The 20,539-nt window shown below is 35.2% G+C and carries 18 protein-coding genes; 11 read left to right on the forward strand and 7 right to left on the reverse strand.

Annotated elements, in window-relative coordinates; genetic code table 11:
- Positions 1-109 precede the first annotated feature (109 nt).
- Genes JKA74_RS17310 through JKA74_RS17325 form a run of 4 tightly spaced genes read left to right on the forward strand, consistent with a single transcriptional unit; the run spans position 110 to position 2,821 of the window.
- Positions 110-748, forward strand: coding sequence for a hypothetical protein (locus JKA74_RS17310; RefSeq protein WP_201432490.1), 639 nt, complete (start codon positions 110-112; stop codon positions 746-748).
- The gene (yidD, locus tag JKA74_RS17315; protein WP_201432491.1) at positions 729-1,163 is read left to right on the forward strand and encodes a membrane protein insertion efficiency factor YidD; all 435 of its coding nucleotides are present in this window, start codon (positions 729-731) and stop codon (positions 1,161-1,163) included. The genes JKA74_RS17310 and yidD overlap by 20 nt, the downstream gene beginning before the upstream one ends.
- Positions 1,147-2,019: a hypothetical protein gene (locus tag JKA74_RS17320; RefSeq protein WP_201432492.1), complete on the forward strand. Its 873-nt coding sequence runs from the start codon at positions 1,147-1,149 to the stop codon at positions 2,017-2,019. The genes yidD and JKA74_RS17320 overlap by 17 nt, the downstream gene beginning before the upstream one ends.
- On the forward strand, positions 1,946-2,821 hold the full coding sequence (locus JKA74_RS17325) for a hypothetical protein (protein WP_201432493.1): 876 nt from the start codon (positions 1,946-1,948) through the stop codon (positions 2,819-2,821). Before JKA74_RS17320 ends, JKA74_RS17325 begins: the two co-directional genes overlap by 74 nt.
- Positions 2,822-2,857: 36 nt before the next feature.
- Here JKA74_RS17325 and JKA74_RS17330 read toward each other — a convergent pair whose 3' ends face one another.
- Complete coding sequence (locus JKA74_RS17330) at positions 2,858-3,259, reverse strand: TM2 domain-containing protein (RefSeq protein WP_201432494.1); 402 nt, start codon at positions 3,257-3,259, stop codon at positions 2,858-2,860.
- Positions 3,260-3,716: 457 nt separating this feature from the next.
- Here JKA74_RS17330 and JKA74_RS17335 point away from each other — a divergent pair, with 457 nt between their 5' ends.
- The 5 genes from JKA74_RS17335 to JKA74_RS17355 all read left to right on the forward strand — a co-directional run bounded on the left by JKA74_RS17335 (position 3,717) and on the right by JKA74_RS17355 (position 6,664).
- A complete protein-coding gene (locus JKA74_RS17335) occupies positions 3,717-4,796 on the forward strand; it encodes a hypothetical protein (protein WP_201432495.1) in 1,080 nt (359 codons plus the stop codon).
- 114 nt (positions 4,797-4,910) lie between these two features.
- Positions 4,911-5,225 carry a rhodanese-like domain-containing protein gene (locus JKA74_RS17340; protein ID WP_201432496.1) on the forward strand — a complete coding sequence of 105 codons (315 nt, stop codon included), beginning with the start codon at positions 4,911-4,913 and terminating at the stop codon, positions 5,223-5,225.
- Positions 5,226-5,227: 2 nt separating this feature from the next.
- A complete protein-coding gene (gene trxA, locus JKA74_RS17345; protein ID WP_201432497.1) occupies positions 5,228-5,524 on the forward strand; it encodes a thioredoxin in 297 nt (98 codons plus the stop codon).
- Position 5,525: 1 nt separating this feature from the next.
- A complete protein-coding gene (locus JKA74_RS17350) occupies positions 5,526-5,759 on the forward strand; it encodes a hypothetical protein (RefSeq protein ID WP_201432498.1) in 234 nt (77 codons plus the stop codon).
- 146 nt (positions 5,760-5,905) lie between these two features.
- A complete protein-coding gene (locus tag JKA74_RS17355; protein ID WP_201432499.1) occupies positions 5,906-6,664 on the forward strand; it encodes a YdcF family protein in 759 nt (252 codons plus the stop codon).
- 52 nt (positions 6,665-6,716) lie between these two features.
- Here JKA74_RS17355 and JKA74_RS17360 read toward each other — a convergent pair whose 3' ends face one another.
- The 4 genes from JKA74_RS17360 to JKA74_RS17375 all read right to left on the reverse strand — a co-directional run bounded on the left by JKA74_RS17360 (position 6,717) and on the right by JKA74_RS17375 (position 12,386).
- Positions 6,717-8,789 carry a M16 family metallopeptidase gene (locus tag JKA74_RS17360; protein WP_201432500.1) on the reverse strand — a complete coding sequence of 691 codons (2,073 nt, stop codon included), beginning with the start codon at positions 8,787-8,789 and terminating at the stop codon, positions 6,717-6,719.
- A 33-nt stretch (positions 8,790-8,822) separates the two neighbouring features.
- Complete coding sequence (locus tag JKA74_RS17365; RefSeq protein ID WP_201432501.1) at positions 8,823-10,151, reverse strand: M16 family metallopeptidase; 1,329 nt, start codon at positions 10,149-10,151, stop codon at positions 8,823-8,825.
- A gap of 257 nt (positions 10,152-10,408) precedes the next feature.
- The gene (locus JKA74_RS17370; protein ID WP_201432502.1) at positions 10,409-11,410 is read right to left on the reverse strand and encodes an adenosine kinase; all 1,002 of its coding nucleotides are present in this window, start codon (positions 11,408-11,410) and stop codon (positions 10,409-10,411) included.
- Positions 11,411-11,483: 73 nt separating this feature from the next.
- Positions 11,484-12,386 carry a glycerophosphodiester phosphodiesterase family protein gene (locus JKA74_RS17375; protein ID WP_236587882.1) on the reverse strand — a complete coding sequence of 301 codons (903 nt, stop codon included), beginning with the start codon at positions 12,384-12,386 and terminating at the stop codon, positions 11,484-11,486.
- Between the two features lie 124 nt (positions 12,387-12,510).
- On the opposite strand from JKA74_RS17375, the gene JKA74_RS17380 reads away from it, so the two are divergent.
- Positions 12,511-13,908: an MATE family efflux transporter gene (locus JKA74_RS17380; RefSeq protein WP_201432503.1), complete on the forward strand. Its 1,398-nt coding sequence runs from the start codon at positions 12,511-12,513 to the stop codon at positions 13,906-13,908.
- On the opposite strand, the gene JKA74_RS17385 is transcribed toward JKA74_RS17380, so the two are convergent.
- A complete protein-coding gene (locus JKA74_RS17385; protein WP_201432504.1) occupies positions 13,905-15,596 on the reverse strand; it encodes a sensor histidine kinase in 1,692 nt (563 codons plus the stop codon). The genes JKA74_RS17380 and JKA74_RS17385 overlap by 4 nt on opposite strands.
- A gap of 214 nt (positions 15,597-15,810) precedes the next feature.
- Here JKA74_RS17385 and JKA74_RS17390 point away from each other — a divergent pair, with 214 nt between their 5' ends.
- Positions 15,811-18,219 carry a TonB-dependent receptor gene (locus JKA74_RS17390; RefSeq protein WP_201432505.1) on the forward strand — a complete coding sequence of 803 codons (2,409 nt, stop codon included), beginning with the start codon at positions 15,811-15,813 and terminating at the stop codon, positions 18,217-18,219.
- Between the two features lie 34 nt (positions 18,220-18,253).
- Here the strand turns inward: JKA74_RS17390 and JKA74_RS17395 are convergent, their stop codons facing one another.
- Positions 18,254-20,506: a WG repeat-containing protein gene (locus JKA74_RS17395; protein WP_201432506.1), complete on the reverse strand. Its 2,253-nt coding sequence runs from the start codon at positions 20,504-20,506 to the stop codon at positions 18,254-18,256.
- Between the last annotated feature and the right edge of the window lie 33 nt (positions 20,507-20,539).

Consider the following 20,539-nt stretch of genomic DNA (forward strand, 5'->3'; position numbering starts at 1 on the left):
TTTTTTCTAATTTTACTGGATTCTAATTTTATTACAGATGAGACATCGCTTTTTATTCCTTTTAACACTTATTTCTTCGGTTATTTATACTAATAGGGCATATTCTCAAATGTATAACTCAGTAGCTGTTGAAGCTACTTTAAGAAAAGCAGAAGATAGTCGAATAAGTGAGATAAAAACAAACATTTACATCAGTTCAAGTGGTAAAATGGTTACCTACTATTCAAAACCTGATAATATAGTAATCATAAATAATGAAAAAGGGAATGTGAGTATTTATGATAAAAACAATAATACTGTGGTTCAATCACAAAATTCGCATTACAGTAGTAAAACAAATCAACTTTATTATTTCCTTAATAATAAAAAAGGTGATTTAGGTTTGTCTGAAATTGGATTTTCAATAAAAGATGTTTCTTATGAAGATGGGTTAACTGTTACTATCTGGACTCCTCCTATGGATGGTATGAAATATTTTTCTTCAGTAAAACTTGTCCATGATAATGATAACCCTATCTATATGGAGTATTTAGATAATAATGAGATGGTGGTAAAGAAAGTATATTTTTATCATTATGAAAAATTTGATCACTTTGACATTCCTAAATCCATTACACAAATAGATTTTAAGTCAGAAAATGATTCAATAGTTTCAAAAACACAGTTCAAAAATGTTAGTTTTGATTCTTCAGAGATAGTCGAAAAATTAGCATATAAAATACCCAATGATGCTAAGCTTATTAAATAAAAAAATCTTCATTCTATTGTTTTTATTTTTTACTCATATTTCCAGTAAAGGACAATCGATTATTCATGATTTAGATTTAATCAAGAGCAACAATAAAAAAGACGTAGTTATTAAAGAAATAGAGCCCGAAAAAAAAATTCTACAAAAAATCAATCCTTTAAACATCCTTTACACCTCAAGCCTTACTTTCTACCAAAAAAATATAAGTGTCCAGATTGCCGCCAATTGCGTATTTGAGAAATCATGTTCTCATTTCAGTAAAGACTTAACCCAGGAATTTGGAATATTGGGAGGTGTGATACTTTCAATAGATAGGCTAAGCAGGTGCAATAGAATTTCCCTTTTAGAAACAAGTCCGCTTAACTTCAATAAAGAAGGTAGGATTAAAGAGAGTATCAATGATTATAGGTTTTAGAGGTAGCTTACCCATTGTGGTTCTTGCTGTTTTATTATTGCTTAATCACAATAGTATTGGCCAAAAATCAGAAAATGACTTCATTAATTATTTATATTCTTCCCATCAACACCAACATCTGATTGATTATTTAAAACACATTAAAAAAGATGATGATATTGGAATCAATCGTGATACAACTAATTTCCTGATAGGAAAATCTTATTATTACCTTCAGGAACATGAAAAATCAAACAAGTATTTAAGCAAAGTTTCAATATCATCTTCCCCTTACCTACAGTCTCAATTCTTAATTAATATTAATGCTATTTACAGTAATGACTTTAAAAGTGGATTTAATGTATTACATGAATTAAAAAGCGAAGACAGCATTATTAATGATTTGAAGTCTTTCGAATTATCAGGTTTGGCCTTACTTAACAGAAATGTTCCCTTGTATGAAGAGTATGACTATGATATTTCAAAAGATTATTATTTCCTCAGTAATGAAAGGGCCACATTGAAAACAGTGGCGGATGATCTGAGGGAAAAAAAACTAAAATCTCCATGGGTAGCAGGTATAGCTACTGCGATTATACCTGGAGCAGGAAAGTTCTATGCGGGAAAAAGGGGCCAGGGGATTTATTCCTTTGTCATTAGCACCTTTCTAGCCTTACAGGTTTGGGAAAGTTATAATAAAGATGGGATTGAAAGCCCTCGCTTTATCATTTATGGAAGTTTGTTCTCTCTCTTTCATGCAGGGAATATATGGAGCAGTGCTTTAACAGTCAAAAACTATAATAATGAATACAATGAGGCCGTCAACTATCGTATTAAAATGGATATGCATATTCCTATTCGTACCTTTTTTAATTAAAGCTCAAAATACCGATAGTAGTATTGATAGTCTGTGCGATACAGGAAATCATCAGTTATCAACAGTTTTTCTTGAAAAGCAGGTGTTTGAAGCTAAAAATCAAAATGATAGAAATATTGCTCTTTTATTAAAAGCTTATTGTTATAAACATCAGAAGCAATTTGGCATGGTTGCTGAAACTTTAAAAAGAGCTTATCCTCAGGCTTCAAATGATTCCCTTAGATTTTTAATTGGCTATGAATCTGCTCTTGGAAATTACTTAAACGCAGAATATTCCAAAGCCAAATTATCTCTCATCCAATTAAAAAACCACACTAACTCAGCTGAATATGAAAAGAAAGCTTTGTACCTGGAAATATTAATAGCCCATGAACTGGGAAAATGGGATGAAGCACAGGCAGCAAGCCTGAAAATCGGAAGTGAATCTCAGTCATTTCAGGATTCTTTAAAGAATTTTTATACTGAAATGGCAGAGATTAAACTGAAAGATCCTGCAAAGGCAGAAAAACTCTCTCACTTTATTCCCGGATCAGGACAAATTTATGCAGGGAAAATATTTAGAGGAATTACTTCAATGGTCATTCAAACCGGACTGTTAGGTTTTGCAGCTTACAGCTTTCTAAACGGATACTACTTCTCCGGCACATTTACAGGAGTAAGTTTATTCTATGTATTTTATATGGGGGGAGCAAGGCATGCTGAATATTTAGCTCAAGAATACAATAAAGACAAGATTGGAACTGTTAAAAATAAAATTGAATCATCTTTGTTTGACTACATTAAAAAAGGGGATGCTTTTTAACACCCCCTTTTTTATTACATTTTTTTTAATGCTTTCTTACCACATAATGAATTTATCATTGCCAACATAGGCGCTGATATCATCATAATTAATTGCAAGAACAATTAAATCAACTAAAGGCACTACACCAAATATACCTCCACAAGTAATGAAGTATATTAGTATTAAAGTTGGCCTTCCATCTAGATAAACCCTATGAATACCTAATCCACCAACAAGTATATCTAAAAGAATAGCAATGAGAGGGTCTTTCTCGTTTAGCATTTCTTGATGACCTAAAACAGAGTTGGTGTTTAAGTTAAATACAGGATTAACTTCTACTCCTGATGATAACACCTCTTCAACTGCACTGTCATTGATATAATAACTGTTGTTTGCATAAGAGTTTGACAATCCCACACATGAGATTAAGCAAATTAATAATAGTAATTTTTTCATTGTATACATTACGGTTTATGTTTATGCCAAATTAGTATAATAGAACATATCTACAAAAAGAATTAAGATTTTTATTAAAAAAACCATATGGATTTTATTACAATATCTTTAGTATTTATTACAATATATTCGTCTTTCTTCACTCTTTTGAAAAATATGGAATGTAACGCAATTAAAAAGATGGCTTAGTGAAAGCTGGTTATACAGGAATTGAAACTAAGAGTTCTAATAGAGCATCAAATAATAAATTTAACCTATCCTACTTCCCCCTTTATCGTTTTAAAGCAGAGATATTATAGTTATTGAAGAGAAAATGATCTTTATCAAAAAGTTACTATGAGCTATAATAATATGAAAAATGGTAGCTTTAACTAAATTTACAACTAAATCAAGGAAGAAAAATAATACCCATTCAATCATTTACATTACCGAAGTAAAAAACCAATTAATTATTTTGATGAAAATTATATTTAAGGGATTTCTAATTGTGTTTTTCACTTTAGCATTATCAATTCACCATGAAATTCATGCCCAAAACTCCTTCCCTTTAAAAGAGACCGTTTTGGCTAAGCTGTACAATTTCGAATTTTCCCAGGCTGACAGTCTCATCACTTCTGTCGATAGTGTAAAAAACACTTCTGATTTTAATTTTCTAAAAACTCATTATTACAGATGGTCTTACTTACCTATACATGAACAAAATGGGCATATTCTGAAAGAATATAATTTGTATCTATCAGCCATTAAGCAACAATCAAATAAAAACAATGATAGTAATGAAACAGATTATAATTATATTAATAGTATACTGCTAAAGGCAGAATTTCATTACAATCAAGGAAGTTATTATAAAGCTTTTCAGAATGGATCTGAAGTATATGACATCATTAAACTAAAGCTGGAAAAAGAGCCAAAACAACCGGAAATAAAGTTTTTGGCAGCATTATATCATTATTATTATCAATATTACCGATCACAAAAAACAGTCTATGGAGCAATGATGTGGCTTTTTCAGGAAGGGGATAAAGAGAAAGGGCTGCGATGGTTAGAAGAAGTAGCAAATGAAGAAAGTATAGTAAAGACAGAAGCTTTGATTTATTTATCTCACATTTACCTAAGACTAGAAAACCAACCGTATAAGGCATATTATTTTGCTCAAAAACTCCATCAAAAACACCCACAGAACCTGAAATTCTATGAACTACTGCTGGAAAGTGCTATAGCTAGCAACAACTTAAATGAGAACATGGAGAACCTGGCTAATATATTAGTTGGATCAGGAAACAAATATTTCCGAAAATACGGGGTAACCTATTCTACCTTAATCAGCATCCAAAAAGAAAAACTTACTGATGATGAAAGGTTATATAAACTGACCAAAGCCACTGATTTTATCAGGAAAAACGGAGGAGGAAATCATCTTTTAAGTTTATTATACAAGCAATTAGCCGAAATACCCCAAACGAAAAAAAGCTACACTTCCGAACTACTTTCCACCAGAGTATATGATTATGCATTGACAACTTTGAACAAATAGCACTTACGGGTGTGTAGAATTAATACTTGATACAATTTGTAACAACAGTTACCAACAATAAGCCTTCTAACCCGTATCTTTGGGAATAATTAAGTACTCATTAAAATTCATTTTATGAATCATAAAAACATTAAACCGGAAGAATTCGATCGATTATCAAAAGAAGAAAATACAGCAATCATTGATGTGAGAGCCCCAGAAGAAGAAGTGGAGGGCTTTATAGAAGGTGCTACCGTAATCAATATTATGGGGCCTGATTTTGCAGATAAAATAAACGAACTGGACAAAGACAAAACCTATTTGGTCTATTGCAGAAGTGGCAATAGAAGCAGCACGGCTTGTGGTTTTATGGCCAGCAACGGATTTGACAAATTGTACAATTTGGAGGGAGGCATTCAAGCCTGGAATCAATACATAAACACAAAATAGTCATGGCTAGATTTAGCGATTTGATAAATGATAAAACACCTGTTTTGGTAGATTTTTATGCCGATTGGTGTGGGCCTTGCAAAACAATGGCTCCTTATTTGGAGGAAGTCGCTCAAAAAATGAAAGGAAAAGTGAAAGTGATCAAAGTAGATGTAGATAAGAACCAAACAGCTGCTCTGAAATACAGTGTCAGAAGTATTCCCACACTGATACTATTCCGCAATGGAGAAATAGAATGGAGGAAAGCAGGAGTTGTAGATGTTCAAAGTATTATCAACCAAATTGAAAAAATAGCCTGATATGCTAAAGAACAAATGGGCAATAGCAATTGTGGGGACTTTAACCTTAGGCCTTGCTCCTTTTGTGCCTGAACCTCACTTTTTCGGAAAAGTGAGATGGATATTAGGCGGAGGGGTAGGCATGCAGGCTACAGACTATTTTGATTTGATGTTTCATGGATTGCCCTGGATTTACCTTGGCTATTTGATCATCTCAACAGTTATTAAGAATTTGAAAGCTGGTTCCTTTTTTTAAGAAAAAACTCTGCAAGAGTCTTTTGATAAATTGAAGCTTCTCAAAAACTTATCATTTACCTAATTCCGCTAAACAGCTTATTAGCTACGTAAATTTTTCACAGACATAACCGCTAATTTTCATAGTTTTGAGAAAATTTATCGGTTATGTTTTTTATTCTTTCCAAAACCATCAGCTTCTTATTCCTTCCCAGCACTTTAATTGGGCTATGCTGGTTGGCTTACTTCATCTTCCATAAACATCGATGGAGAAAATATTTGGCGATTGCCGGATTTAGTCTTTTCCTCCTCTTTACAAACGATTTTTTGGCCAATTCATTTCTCGGAGCTTGGGAAACGGACCCGCTTCCCATGGAAAAACTAGAGAACCAATCTTTTCACTATGGAGTACTCCTCACAGGCATGACCAATACACAAAAGATGCCTGACGACAGAGTTTATTTTCAACAAAATGCAGACCGCTTGTTACAGGCAATGGCCTTGCTTCAACAGGATATCATTGATACTTTATATATTTCGGGTGGTGGGGCTACTGCGCTAAGATCAGATCTTCAGGAATCAAGGGTGTTATTGAATTACCTCCAGTCTATCCGGTTTCCTATTGAAAAAGTAAAAATTGAGGATCAATCACGAAATACAGTAGAAAGCGCAGAAATGGCTCTCGATTATATCGGAAAAGAGCAGAGTATCCTCCTGATCACCAGTGCAAGCCATATGCCCAGGGCAGCTGCTTGTTTTGAAAAGCAAGGTTTTGAGGTAATTAAATTCCCAACAGTTTATCTCACTACAGATGATGCCCTTTCACCAGCCATGTTCTTCCCAAGCTATGAAGCCCTTATGAAATGGCACATATTATTCAAGGAATGGATGGGTTATGCAGCTTATAAGGTAGCTGGCTACCTATAAAAAAAGCCTTGATGAAACATCAAGGCTTTCTGAAAGGATAATCTTTCTATTTTTATTTTATTAAGAAAACATCATCAGCCAGATCAGTATTTACTTCAGCTGATTTTAATGTAGCATCAATAGGCATTCCTTGATTGATAGATAACTTGGAAGGAACCTTTACACCATCAAATTCTTCATAAGCTTTGAATTCCTGAGTGACTGTCATTTCTCCAGCAGGCGTTTTTTGAGTAGTAAGGGATTTTATCTTAAGTCCACTTTCCAGATCAAAATAATCAGTAGAAGTACTTCCTGAAGGCATTGTAACCTTTACTGCATAAGCACTCTTCCCATTCAAATCATCAATGCTTTTTAATTCATAACCGATAGAAAGTTCATCATAATGAAGTTCAGGGAAAACCTTTGCATCAATTGCTAAATCCAATTTCTTGTCATCCGGAACAGGAATTTCCTGACCTTGCTGAACTACCTTTACATTCTCTCCATCAAAAACAGATTTTGTGATAACCATTCCCATCATACTTACTTCCTGCATGGATCCGGTATTGTTTTTCACAAAAGAAAGATTGATCGTCTGACCCTGAACAGATGCTTCGTAAACCATTTTCATGTTATTTACAGTCATCAATTTCTCCTTTCCTCCCAAAGCTGCAAAATAGTTTTGCATAACAGTTTGAGCTGTTACCCCTTCAGGAATTTCCATATTATCTTTCGGATCGTACTCATTTCCTTTTCTATCGAAATATTTCACTTCACCGAACTGCTTCAGACCTTGAGCAACATCTTCGCCTTTTCCTACTACAAGGATGTTGGCATTTCCGGGAAGAATATATTTCTGAGCCATTGCTTTTACATCTTCCAAAGTAACAGCTTCTAGTCTCTTCAAATAATTAGTGTAATAATCCGCAGGCAAATTATAAATAGCAGTATTAATAGCAAATGAAGCCACTGTTTGAGGGCTTTCCAAAGACCTTGCAAAACTACCTGCAATAGAAGCTTTTGCTGCATCAAGCTCTTGCTGTGTCACACCTTCTGTGGTAATTTTCTTCAATTCCGACATGAATTCATACACAGCACTATCCGTTACTTCATTTCTCACGCTTGCACTTGCCGTAAAGCTACCTACCAATTTATCGCTACTTAATGAAGAGCGGGCTCCATAAGTAAAAGCTTTATCTTCTCTTAAATTCTGCATTAAGCGGGAAGAAAAACCTCCTCCAAGAATTTGGTTAAGTACCCTTGCCTTGATTACATCATCAGAACCAACTTTTAAATCCACAGGATAGGTCACATTAATGACAGACTGTACAGAAGCTTCTCTGTCCACCAAAGCCACGTAAGTTTTCTCCGGAGCTTTTGGCATAGCATATTCAGCTGTTGGAATATTTCCTTTCTCCCATTTGCCAAAATTCTTCTTAATCAGTTTTTCGGCTTCCTTAGGAGTGATATCCCCCACTATCGCCAAATAAGCAATATTTGGTTTAAAATAAGTTTCATAGTATTTTTTAGCATCGGCCAGGGTTATGTTTTCAACGCTTTCCTCTGTAGTAAATTCACCATAAGGATGATCCTTTCCATAAACCAAAGTACCTCTTACATCAGAAGCAATTGAATTGGGATCATCTTTGGAAGCCGCCAAACCAGATAATGTCTGCTTCTTCAACTTTTCCAATTCGTCTTCAGGAAAAGCAGGATTAAAGAGTATATCTGTCATCAATTCCATCAATTTATCCTTATGCTTGGTTAAGGAAGTAGCATAAAGTCCTGTAGAGGAAGCATTAATATTGGCACCTATAAAATCAATTTCAGCATCCAACTCTGCTTTTGTTCTGTTTTTGGTTCCTTTGGTCAAAAGCTGGCCTGCCATACTTACATATCCTGCTTTATCCTTTTCCAAAATAGGATCTCTGTCCAACGATAATGAAAATGCAACTCTCGGTAATTTATGATTCTCCACCACATACACTTTCAGTCCATTTTTCAGAGTGAATGAATAGGGTTTGGCAATGTTGATTTCCGGGGCTGCAGTTGGCTCAGGAGCTTTTGTCCTGTCAACCTGTGCAAATGCCAAGGTACTTACCAAAGCAAATAATACGCTTAAATATAATTTAACTATACTTTTCATTTATATTTAGTTTAAATTTCAATGATAGATGAATTAGTTGTTTTGTTGAGATTTAGGTAAATAATACAACACAACCCTATTGTCTTTTGTAAGATATTTTTTAGCAACACGCTGAATGTCCTCTCTTGTAACAGCCATATATCTATCAATTTCATTATTAATCAAGTTGGCATCACCAAAATACACATGGTAATTCGCCAGGCTTTCAGCAATACCGGTCATCGTACTATTACCGGAGATAAAATCATTCTCTACCTGATTTCTCACTTTTTGAAACTCAGTTTCAGTAATCAATTCATCTTTCAGTTTATTGACTTCTGCATCCATTGATTCTTCCAAATCTTTTAAGTTGCCACCTATAGTAGGCAAGCCAAATAATAAATATAAACCAGGATCTTCAGAAGAAAATGGTATGGCCACAACCTGTAAGGCTTTTTGCTGCTCATCTACCAATGATTTATACATTCTGGCACTTTGCCCACCAGACAAAACAGTGCTTAGCATTTCCAAAGCATATGAATCTTCAGAACCTTGCTCCGGCATATGATAAGCCTGGATAACTGCAGGAAGTTGAATGTTGTCATAAATAGTATCGCGTACTTCTTCCTTTTGCTCAGGCTCTACTATATCCGGTCTGGGAATTTCATTCTTACCTTTTGGTATGTCTCCAAAATATTGCTCAACTAATTCCCTGGCTTCATCCATATTGATATCACCTGCAATAGAAACAGTAGCATTTTCTGGTACGTAGAAAGTTTCATAAAAATCCATAAATTCATCAAGTGAGGCTGCATTTAAATGATCCAAAGAACCGATGGTTGTCCATCTGTAAGGGTGAACCGTATAAGCCCTTTTGGCAATTTCACTCAAAATAGATCCATAGGGTTGGTTATCTACTCTTTGTCTTTTTTCTTCCTTTACAACTTCTCTTTGGGTTTCCACTCCTACCTGGTCAATATTGGCATGTAGCAATCGTTCAGATTCCAGCCATAGACCCAGTTTCAATTGATTGGAAGGTAACACTTCATAATAATAAGTTCTGTCGTTGGACGTATTGGCATTATTTACGCCTCCGGCATTGGTGATATATTTATCAAATTCCCCCCTTTTAATATTTTCGGATCCTTCAAACAATAAATGCTCAAAGAAATGGGCAAAACCAGTACGCTCGGGGTTTTCATTTTTGGAACCCACATGGTACATCACAGATACCACTACTATCGGAGTGGTGTTATCCTGATGTAATATTACATGTATTCCATTATCCAAATCGAATTCTTTAAATTCAATTTGCTTATTCTGAGCTTGTGCAGAAAATACTGCTGCCAGAATGAAAAATACAAAATTCAGTTTTTTAATCATCGGTAGATTGTTTTTTTAGATTGAACTATTTTCATAAATAACTTCCAAATATAATATAAATATTACATCTGACATTATGAGAAAAATATTTTTTGAGTGGTTATTTAATTTTATATTAAAATTGAAAAGACACCCAAATGATGTGGATATGCCAGGCTTTTCCATGGCTTGTATCCACTAAAAATCAAACTAAAGGAAAATAAAAAAGCCTTTTTGATCATCACAAAAAGGCTTTTCAACATACGAACTATTTATGTTTAGCTATGTAGTTTGTGTAAAACTTCTTTGGCTTCGTGCCACTCTAATCTTGGACCGAATTTGGTCACGATTTTGGAGCTGGCCAAGGAGGCCAATTTACCTGCATCTGCAAAACTATGTCCATTGGTAATAGCATATAAAAATGCTCCGGCAAACATATCACCGGCTCCATTCGAATCCACTGCTTTTACCAAATAAGGCTCAATATCAATAAAAGTATCTCCATCGTAAATCATGGCTCCATTTTTACCCTGGGTAATAGCAAATCGCTTAGCTACTTTTTTCAATTCTTCCCTGGCGGCCTCAATAGTGTCTTTTCCGGTGAAAAGCATGGCTTCTTCTTCGTTACAAAACAGTAAATCTACACTGGCCCCTACGATAGATTCCATTTGTGATTTGAAGTATTTTACCATAGCCGGATCAGAAAAAGTGAGTGCCACTTTCACTTCATTTTCCTCCGCAATTTTTTTAGCTTTTTGCATTGCTGCCAAACCAGTTTCCGAGGTCACTAAATATCCCTCCAGGTACAAATATTTTGAATCCCTCAAGGCATATTCATGAATCTCATTTTCTGAGAAATCCGAAGTAATTCCCAAATAGGTGTTCATGGTACGCTCAGCATCAGGGGTGGTCATTACCAACACTTTGCCCGTAGTTCCCTGTGGAGCAGTCTCCAGAGTTAGAAAAGTGTCAATTCCATTTGCCTTAAGATCTTTCAAAAAGAAAATCCCTTCAAAATCATTGGCAACTTTGCAAGAATAAAAACCTTTACCACCAAATTGACTGGTGGCTACCAAAGTATTGGCCGCAGAGCCACCACCTTGCATGTGTTCTTCAGTAATTTTCATGGCTTTCAATAACTGATTCTGTCTCTCTTCTTCCACAAGAGTCATCACTCCTTTTTCCACTTTATTTTCTTTCAGAAAACTATCTGAAACTTCGGTGACAATATCAACCAGGGCATTTCCTATGCCATAAACATCATATTTCTTATTGGACATTTCTTAACGATTAAGTATTATGCAAAAACTAATGGTTATGACATTAGCTTGTACTTGAAAAATTTAGGCAAAATTAGGGATTCTTACGAAATTTGTTGGCTAATTCCGGATAATCTGTAATAATACCATCTACACCTAAAGTCAGCAACCTTTCCATTTGTTCTTCATCATTGACTGTCCAGGGTGTAATTTTCACATTTTGTTCATGCAAATCTTTTATCAGTTGATCATCTACCAACTCGAAATAAGGGCTGTAAATGTCAGGCACAAAACCCAACTCCTCAAATTGAGATTGCCAGTTGTTGTTTTCATATACCAGTGCAGCTAATTCCACGTTGGGATAGGTTGTATGAAAATGCTTCAACACATTGAAATCAAATGACTGTATGTTCCATTTATCCTGAGGATAGTTGTTAATAAGTACTTGATATACCAAATTGCTGAATTCTTCAATGTCGGGATGGAATATTTTCTTCATCTCCTCCTCATATTTAATTTCCACATTCATATGAGGCAATTCTTTATTCTCTGATTCGCAATAATCTTTAACCTTTTGAATAATATCCAGCAACAATGGCTTAGGTGTCTTTTTAACTATTTGCTGGTCGGGGAAATTAGGATTTTGAATAGCGCCACAATCGCATCTCTTTAATTCTTCATAATTCAGTTGATAAATATTCCATTTCAGTTCTTCATTTTCAGGAATTTGATTACCTGCTGTATCTTTACAAATTTGATAATTCAAAAAAGGCTCATGTGAGAGCACTACTTTTCTGTCTTTAGTAATTACCACATCCATTTCCAAAGTGGTCATGTCTTGATCAATGGCATACTTAAAGGCAGGCCAGGTGTTTTCCGGGAAATTCCCCCTGGCTCCCCGATGGCCTTGCCAATCTATATTTTCTGGATTTTTCATGTTTTTCCCGCAGGCAGATAGTAAAAGTATCAGACAAATCAGTATAAATAATCTATTCATAAGTAAAGTTTGAAAGTGTTTATTGAATGTCGAATTTAAACAAGTATTTTCACACTTTAAATTTCATTAATTTTTACCGATTAAAGATTATCAAATCTTTACCTTTTTCTGTAACTAGCGATTTATGTTTCAAAGGCTGAGAAAGTACATCTATTTCTTGCAATATGCCATAAAAGGCACTAATGAAGACCTTACCAATATCAAAATAAGCCGGGCCATCATTCTTTTGTCTATTCCTATGGTATTGGAAATGGTGATGGAATCACTTTTTGCAGTGGTGGATGTTTTCTTTGTAAGTCAAATCAGTACTAATGCTGTTGCCACTGTAGGCTTGACAGAATCTGTAATTACTATCGTGTATTCTTTGGGAATTGGCCTTAGCATGGCAGCCACAGCCATGGTAGCAAGAAGAATAGGTGAGAAAAAACCCAAAGAAGCATCTTTTACAGCCATTCAATCTATTTTGCTTACACTTGCTATTTCACTGGTTTTAAGTGTTGGGGGATTTATTTTTGCAGAGGATATTCTAAGATTGATGGGTGGTGAGGCTGATCTTATTGCAGAGGGAAAATGGTACACTAAAATTTTATTCGCCAGTAGCGGATCTATTATGTTGCTCTTCCTTATTAATGGGATTTTCAGGGGAGCAGGAAATGCAGCCATAGCCATGCGAGCCCTTTGGATCAGTAATATCCTGAATATGCTTCTTGACCCTTTATTTATATTTGGCTGGGGCTTTATTCCGGAAATGGGTGTGGCCGGAGCTGCCGTTGCCACCACTATTGGTCGCTCAACGGGTGTTATGTATCAATTATATCATCTGTTAAAAGGAACAGGGATTATCCGTATTAGCTTGAATCAGTTAAAGCCTGATTTCTCCATTATTATCCGCTTAATAAAAATTGCATCAGGCGGGGTAGGACAGTTCCTGATTGAATCTGCAAGTTGGATTTTTCTTACCCGTATTATTTCCCAATTTGGCAGCGAAGCTTTAGCAGGTTATACCATTGCTTTGCGCATTATTATATTTACCATACTTCCATCTTTTGGTATTAGTAATGCAGCAGCTACTTTGGTAGGGCAAAATTTAGGTGCAAAGCTACCGGAACGTGCGGAGAAATCTGTTTGGTTGGCTGCCAGATATAATGTGATTTTTTTGTTCTCCGTTTCCCTGATCTTCTACATTTTTGCCCATGAGATAGTAGGAATATTCACTGATGTGGCGTCAGTAAAGGCCGAAGCTATTAAAGCAATACGTTATATTTGCTTTGGCTACATATTTTTTGCTTACGGAATGGTTGTCAGTCATGCATTTAATGGTGCCGGGGATACCAAAACCCCTACAATCATAAATTTTATATGCTTTTGGGTTATTCAGATTCCTCTTTCCTACTATCTGGCTACTAATCTGGGCTGGGAAACAGATGGGGTTTATGCAGCTATTATTACGGCATTCTCCTTACTTGCCATCATTTCAATCATTTGGTTCAGGAAAGGTCGATGGAAATTAAAAGAAGTTTAAGTTTGTGAAGAAAAAAATGAAACAATAAAATTGGATCCTTTACCATGTTCGCTTTCGACCCAAATTTTTCCACCCATTTTATCCACCATACTTTTTACTATATACAAACCTAATCCGGTAGATTCGTCAGTCCCTATTGGCTTGGCCGAAAGCTGTTGATACTTCTTGAACAATCTATTTTTGTCATCTTCAGTAAGGCCCGGCCCCTGATCTTTTACCGAAAATATGATATTATCCCCCTCTCTTGTAACTGTATAGTTGATCTGCGTTCCGAAAGGAGAGAATTTAATGGCATTTGATACTAAGTTATCTATTATGCGCTTCAGATAAGTTCTGTCTACCTCCAACTGCATATTCTTTCCTAAAATCTGGGTAATGAAAATGATGTTTTTCCTGGCAGATAAAAGTTCATATGGCACCAGACATTCATCTATTAAGGAATGGAGATCAACAGTTTCAGGTTTATATTTTTGTTCATCCAATACCATATTCCCGGTATCCAGAAATCCTTTAACAATTTGCAAACCATCTGCAACCACTTGTTTAATCAAATTGATTCTTTCAACTTGTTGTTCCGATAAATTCTCCTGGTGATCTGTCAGAAGCAACTGAACAATAGTGTAGACTTTTGCAAAAGGTGTTCTTAAATCATGGGTTACTTTACCAAAAATATCATTGTTATCGTACTGTTGAATAATCCTGGATTCTTCAGCTTCCAAATCAGTAATACTCTTTTTGCCTGTTGATTTGGATTGGAATTCTGATAAGTTGGCATTTATCTCATCGTAAGCCACATTCAATGTTCTGAACAATGCATTTAATCGTTCATTGGCATAATAAAGTTCGCTTACATTATCAAAGACCCATAAATCACCTTTTTTTCCATTGATCCTGGCGTTTTTACGGATGACTTTAAGTACTTTATTCTCAAACTTCCATATCCAGTCTTCACCAAAGCTGGAAGGAAAAGCACCTCCCAGGCTGAACATATTTTTCCCCATCAAATCAACTTCCGCCTTATTGATGACCTTATCCTTAAGGTGTGCAAATTTTTGGGAAAAGAGTTCAAAACTAATAACAGATTGACCCGAAGACAACTCAAAAAGTTTTAATGCTTCCTTATTTAATAAGGTCGGTCCATTTTCCTCCTCGGAAAAAACAATAGATTGAGGCATTTGATCAAAAATTGTCTCAAACCTCATGCTTTCTTCTTTCCTGCTTGTCATTTGCAAATAACAAGTGCACAATTCCCTAAGTCTTTCAGCAATTAATTCCCAATACAATTTAGCACCATTGTCCAACTCAATGGGCTTGGGGGCTGAGAACCCTACCCAAATATTTATTCCATTATACTCGAAAGGGAAAACCAGATGGTGTTGGTGGATCAAGAAAGGTTTTTCAATTTCAATATGGAAAAAAGTCTTATCAATTTTTTTACAAATCTTGTCTCCAAGAAGTACTTCTTCTTTAACTAATGGATTATCCAGATTCCATAACAGACTTAAGTCATCTTTGTCTTGTTGAATGATCCAACTTTCTTTGGAATTAAATGATTCTTCCAAAAACTTTAAAAGACTTTTTAATGCTAGCCCTATCTCCCCATGATACAAGGCAGGTGAACTTAACTGTATCATTTGTAGCAATTTATGCATGTCATTTTCTGCTACAATATCTGACGCATGATTCATTTTATACCCCATGAACTGGAATTGATTATTTTGTTTGTCCCCTAAAACAATCTAAATATAAGGGAAAATTCAGTCTTTATCGAAAATAAACTAAGGGAAAATTACAAATGTAAGATAAATTACAAAAAAAATAAACTGACCGTTTAAACCAATTTATATTGTCAAATCACCATTCTAATGCCATATTTGCATAAAACCACCTTAACCAATTGAATTGAAAAAAATAATCATATTTTTTATTTTTATTTGTGCTTTTCACTGCCCAATCCTGGCACAAATCATACAAGTTCAGGTATTATCTGAGAAGAATCAACCCCTTCCTTATTCTCAGGTTTATCAGAAAAAATCAGGATTATCGGTGTTGACGGATGTGAATGGCATGGCTGACATTAGTCAATTTGATAAAAATGAATCTTTGGAAATTAGGCAACTAGGCTATAATAAAAAGAAAATATCTTTTACTGAATTGGCAGCATTAAACTTCAAAGTGGTTTTGATCCTGGCTGACCAAATGATGAACGAGTTGGTGGTTTCCGGCAATAGGTGGGAACAGCAATCCAAAGAAATTCCCGCCAAAATAGAATCTATAAAAGCTGCAGAGATCAATTTTCAGAATCCTCAGACAGCAGCAGATCTACTACAGTTGGCTAATCATGTATATATTCAGAAAAGCCAAATGGGTGGTGGAAGCCCCATGATTAGAGGGTTTGCCACAAATCGCTTACTATTAGTGGTAGATGGTGTAAGGATGAACAATGCTATTTTCAGAAGTGGCAATATTCAGAATGTTATTTCTATAGATGCTCAAAACATTGAAGAAACAGAAGTGCTTTTTGGCCCTGGCTCTGTCCTTTATGGAAGTGATGCCATAGGCGGAGTAATGGATTTCCATACTTTAAGTCCTCATTTTAACGAAGAATTTAAGGTAGAAGGACTTGTGAACACAAGGTTTTCTTCAGCCAATCAAGAAAAATCCGGACATGCTGATGTACAGTTATCCTGGAAGAAATGGGCATCCATCAGCAGCTTTAGTTATAGCAATTATTCGGATTTGAAAATGGGCAAAAACGGACCTCAGGAATATCTGAGGGATTCTTTCCAAACTACCCTTAATGGAATAGATACCACTTTGATTAATCCCGAGCCGGAATTACAAAAAAGAACAGCTTATTCCCAATTCAATATGATGCAGAAAATTGCCTATCAGCCTAATAAAAGTAACACCATTCAGTATGCATTCCACTATGGCAAAAGCTCAGATATTCCCAGGTATGACAGGCTAACGGAAAAAAGCAATGATCAGTATAAAAATGCTGAATGGTACTATGGCCCACAAATATGGCAAATGCAGCAACTGAAATGGACTCTTACAGATACAACTCAGCTCTATGATCACCTAAAATTAAACCTATCCTATCAATATTTTGAAGAAAGCAGAAATGACAGAAGGTATCAATCCAATATTTTAAGAAACAGAACCGAAAGGGTAAACGCCTATACAGCCACCATCGATTTTGACAAGAAACTGTCTAAAAAAACCGATTTGTTTTACGGGGCGGAATATTGGCTAAACAAAGTAAATTCAAAAGGAATAGAAAAGAATATCAACAACGAAAATTCCAGTCCGATTCAATCCAGATATCCTAATAATTCCATAATGGATTCATATGGACTCTATACCTTACTAAAATGGAAAATCAGCCCCAAATTAATAACAAATACGGCACTGAGATTTAGTCATTTCCGTATTGATGCACCTCTCAATTCTGACTTTTTTAATTTCCCTATTGAGAGAGCTGAATTATCAAAAGGCGCCTTAAATGGAAGTATTGGGGCAGTTTATCTCCCTTTGCCAACGGTTAAACTTTACAGTAATTTATCCACAGGTTTCAGGGCACCCAACATTGATGATGTGGGGAAAGTTTTTGATTCTGAGCCTGGAATTGTGATTGTGCCCAATGCAGATTTGGCTCCGGAATATGCTTACAGTGCAGATTTAGGAACTACTTTCAGTATTCAAAATCAGCTGAAATTTGATGTTTCCATTTTCTATACTTACCTCAACAATGCTTTGGCCAGAAGGGATTTCCACCTGAACGGGGAAGACAGCATCATGTATGATGGTACGTTAAGCAAAGTAGAAGCTATTCAAAATATTGGTTTTGCAGAAGTATATGGTGTACAAGTTTCAGCGGTGTGGAATTTAAATCCTTTCAAAATATCAGGCGCTTATAATTGGCAACAGGGTATTGAAACGGATGATAATGAATTGACTAATGTGCCTTTGAGGCATGTGCCTCCCAGCTACGGAAATGCTCATGTGACCTACAGTAATAATGGTTTTAAATTTGACTTATATACCTTGTTTAACGGGGAAATTTCTTTTGCACAACTTGCTCCCTCGGAAAGGAACAAAGCCTATATTTATGCCACTGATGATCGCGGAAATCCTTACTCTCCTTCATGGATCACATTAAACCTGAAATCAGAATATAGATGGAAGAATGGATTAAGTGCACAATTCGGAGTAGAAAACATCACGAATAAACTTTACAGACCTTATTCTTCGGGTATATCAGCTGTCGGCCGCAATTTTATTATAGGAATGAATTGGAGTTTTTAATGTATGCTACTTATTCCTTATTCAAGTTAAAGTATTATGGATTTTTACCTTTTAACAAATCTGTAAGAAAAACCTGATGCTTTTCACCTCGTTTCATGCAGAGAAATAAATGCCGCTCCTCATCATAAATTACTTTATCGTATTGATTATCAATAACTGTATGAACATTCTTGTCCAGAATTCTGTACTTTCCATATTTTTTGACCTTGAAATAATCTCCTAAGACTTCTATTGACTCATAAGAAGGATAATTCAAAACTCTGCCATTTTCATCGGCTACTCCCCACTGCTTATTTTTATTTAACAGATAAAAGCCATTAAGCTCTATTATCTGATCATAATCAGCATCAATTTCATACTTTCCTTCAGCATTGATTATACCGTATTTGTCATTCAATTTAACCACTGCAAAACCATTCCTGAAATCGGAAACTTCTGAAAAATAGGGTTGTATTTGTAGCTTTTCACTGCGATCAATAAACCCCCAGTTATTTCTGATCTTCACAGCAGCCAATTCCTCCTGAAAATTCCTCACTGAATCATATCTATTGGCGATCCTTAAAAGGCCTTGATAATTGATAAAACCATAGCTATTATTTTTTATGATAGGAATGTATTCATCAGTACTCAGAAATACCGTATCATAACCAGTTATTTGAAACGTTTTTTGACCGCTAGAATTATAAAAACTTAATTTATCACCATTCCGGAAAAGAATTCCTTTGTCATTATGGCCTGCATAACTTCCGGTGGAAAAATCGGTTATTGCAATTCCTCTTTCATCTACAAGTCTGAACTTCTCTTGCACATCCGTCTCTACTATTATATCACCATAAATATCATAGTGAAGCCTCGCTTCTGCCTTATGGCTTCCCGAAATAATAAATTCCACTAAAAACTTATCTACTCCGTGGTAAATCCCAATACCAATCTTTTTTAATTGGATGTATTCCGGTGAAATGATCCAGTTATTGCTTTCATCAATGACACCCATTCTTTTCCTGAATTTTACCATATAATGAGAATTACCCACTGGCTGTATTTCATCATATAAACCGGGAATAACTTCCTGAAAATTTAAATTATACAAGCCCCAAAAACCATTCTTTCTAACTGTAATGGAATTAGGCATAAAATGAAATGTATCAGCTACTATTGTGGCTCCTGCTTTATTGATTAACTCATATTTATTACCGGAGAATTTTTTCCTTTCTCCTATAAAATAATCCTCATTCCAGTAAACTTCTCCTGAAAAACCCACATTTCTTTTCGAACTATCTTCTGATACTAAATTGATTAACCCTCCTTTTTTGAGGATAAAACAATCTCCGAATACACCCAAAAACTTCCCTTTTAAAGATGACAATACCTCTTCATCATGAAAATGATAGACTTCGGAAAAGCCAGCAGTGTTTTTAATCAATAGTGAATCGTTCAAAAAGAAAACCGTATCGGCAGCTATTTCCTGAACCAAATTAGTTTCCTGATCCAGGATTTGCCACTGATCTAAAGTAGTTGCATAAATATTCTTCCCATTATTCCATTCAATTTCTTTATATTTCAAGGGCAAAAGCAATCTACCATCCTCAGCTATCAAACCTTGCTTGCCATTTCTAAAGAGAATGGCCACTCCATCTTGAAAATCTGAAATACTATCCAGGTTTTGATGAATTACTTCAGGCTTTTTATTTAAAAAAATTAACGACTTTTCTCCTGAATTCTCAGTAAGTTCAAACTTATTTGAACCTAAATGCCTTATCTGAAAGTAATCAAAAGGAAGTAGCTTTTTGCCATCTGAATTCAGGAGTCCAAATTGGATTGTATTATTTTGCTTGCTTGCTGCAATAATAAACTCTCCGGCCGGTAATAAATTACGATAAGAAAACCTGGTTTTAACTTTCCCTTCTTTATCAATTAACCCATAAAAATTAGTACGCGAATATTTACCTTTTATAGATGCGATATACAAATCCTCATTCAAAGGATAGAGGGCAACATATTGAGGTGGGCTTACAGGATTAAGTTCAGCATCAAACAACCCCCATAGTTTATCTTTTTTATAGCCCAGGTAATTGATGTGTGGCCGGGACAAATTATCCGACCAGCCCAATTCATCATAAATAGCAGGCAATACCACCTTGCCATTACTATCTTTTATACCTTTTTTCTGATTTACGGAAAAGATTTTGTGTAATGAATCCGACAACAAAATATTACTTGCCTTACAAAAAGTTTGGTTCGTTACTGATACCAAGCTGAATAAAAAAATAAATAGTAATTTAGCCATATTAGATACAAAAATAGGAAACGAAACGTAGTC

Source organism: Marivirga aurantiaca (assembly GCF_016679925.1).
Taxonomy (GTDB): Bacteria; Bacteroidota; Bacteroidia; order Cytophagales; family Cyclobacteriaceae; genus Marivirga; species Marivirga aurantiaca.

What these genes read in the sequence shown, in the direction of transcription:
- JKA74_RS17340 (WP_201432496.1), top strand. Translation starts at nt 4,911, where the DNA reads ATGAATCATAAAAACATTAAACCGGAAGAATTCGATCGATTATCAAAA.
- JKA74_RS17325 (WP_201432493.1), top strand. Translation starts at nt 1,946, where the DNA reads ATGAATACAATGAGGCCGTCAACTATCGTATTAAAATGGATATGCATA.
- JKA74_RS17370 (WP_201432502.1), bottom strand. Translation starts at nt 11,410, where the DNA reads ATGTCCAATAAGAAATATGATGTTTATGGCATAGGAAATGCCCTGGTT.
- JKA74_RS17360 (WP_201432500.1), bottom strand. Translation starts at nt 8,789, where the DNA reads ATGAAAAGTATAGTTAAATTATATTTAAGCGTATTATTTGCTTTGGTA.
- JKA74_RS17375 (WP_236587882.1), bottom strand. Translation starts at nt 12,386, where the DNA reads ATGAATAGATTATTTATACTGATTTGTCTGATACTTTTACTATCTGCC.
- JKA74_RS17320 (WP_201432492.1), top strand. Translation starts at nt 1,147, where the DNA reads ATGATTATAGGTTTTAGAGGTAGCTTACCCATTGTGGTTCTTGCTGTT.
- JKA74_RS17355 (WP_201432499.1), top strand. Translation starts at nt 5,906, where the DNA reads ATGTTTTTTATTCTTTCCAAAACCATCAGCTTCTTATTCCTTCCCAGC.
- JKA74_RS17385 (WP_201432504.1), bottom strand. Translation starts at nt 15,596, where the DNA reads ATGAATCATGCGTCAGATATTGTAGCAGAAAATGACATGCATAAATTG.
- yidD (WP_201432491.1), top strand. Translation starts at nt 729, where the DNA reads ATGCTAAGCTTATTAAATAAAAAAATCTTCATTCTATTGTTTTTATTT.
- JKA74_RS17395 (WP_201432506.1), bottom strand. Translation starts at nt 20,506, where the DNA reads ATGGCTAAATTACTATTTATTTTTTTATTCAGCTTGGTATCAGTAACG.
- JKA74_RS17380 (WP_201432503.1), top strand. Translation starts at nt 12,511, where the DNA reads ATGTTTCAAAGGCTGAGAAAGTACATCTATTTCTTGCAATATGCCATA.
- JKA74_RS17330 (WP_201432494.1), bottom strand. Translation starts at nt 3,259, where the DNA reads ATGAAAAAATTACTATTATTAATTTGCTTAATCTCATGTGTGGGATTG.
- JKA74_RS17350 (WP_201432498.1), top strand. Translation starts at nt 5,526, where the DNA reads ATGCTAAAGAACAAATGGGCAATAGCAATTGTGGGGACTTTAACCTTA.
- JKA74_RS17310 (WP_201432490.1), top strand. Translation starts at nt 110, where the DNA reads ATGTATAACTCAGTAGCTGTTGAAGCTACTTTAAGAAAAGCAGAAGAT.
- JKA74_RS17365 (WP_201432501.1), bottom strand. Translation starts at nt 10,151, where the DNA reads ATGATTAAAAAACTGAATTTTGTATTTTTCATTCTGGCAGCAGTATTT.
- trxA (WP_201432497.1), top strand. Translation starts at nt 5,228, where the DNA reads ATGGCTAGATTTAGCGATTTGATAAATGATAAAACACCTGTTTTGGTA.
- JKA74_RS17335 (WP_201432495.1), top strand. Translation starts at nt 3,717, where the DNA reads ATGAAAATTATATTTAAGGGATTTCTAATTGTGTTTTTCACTTTAGCA.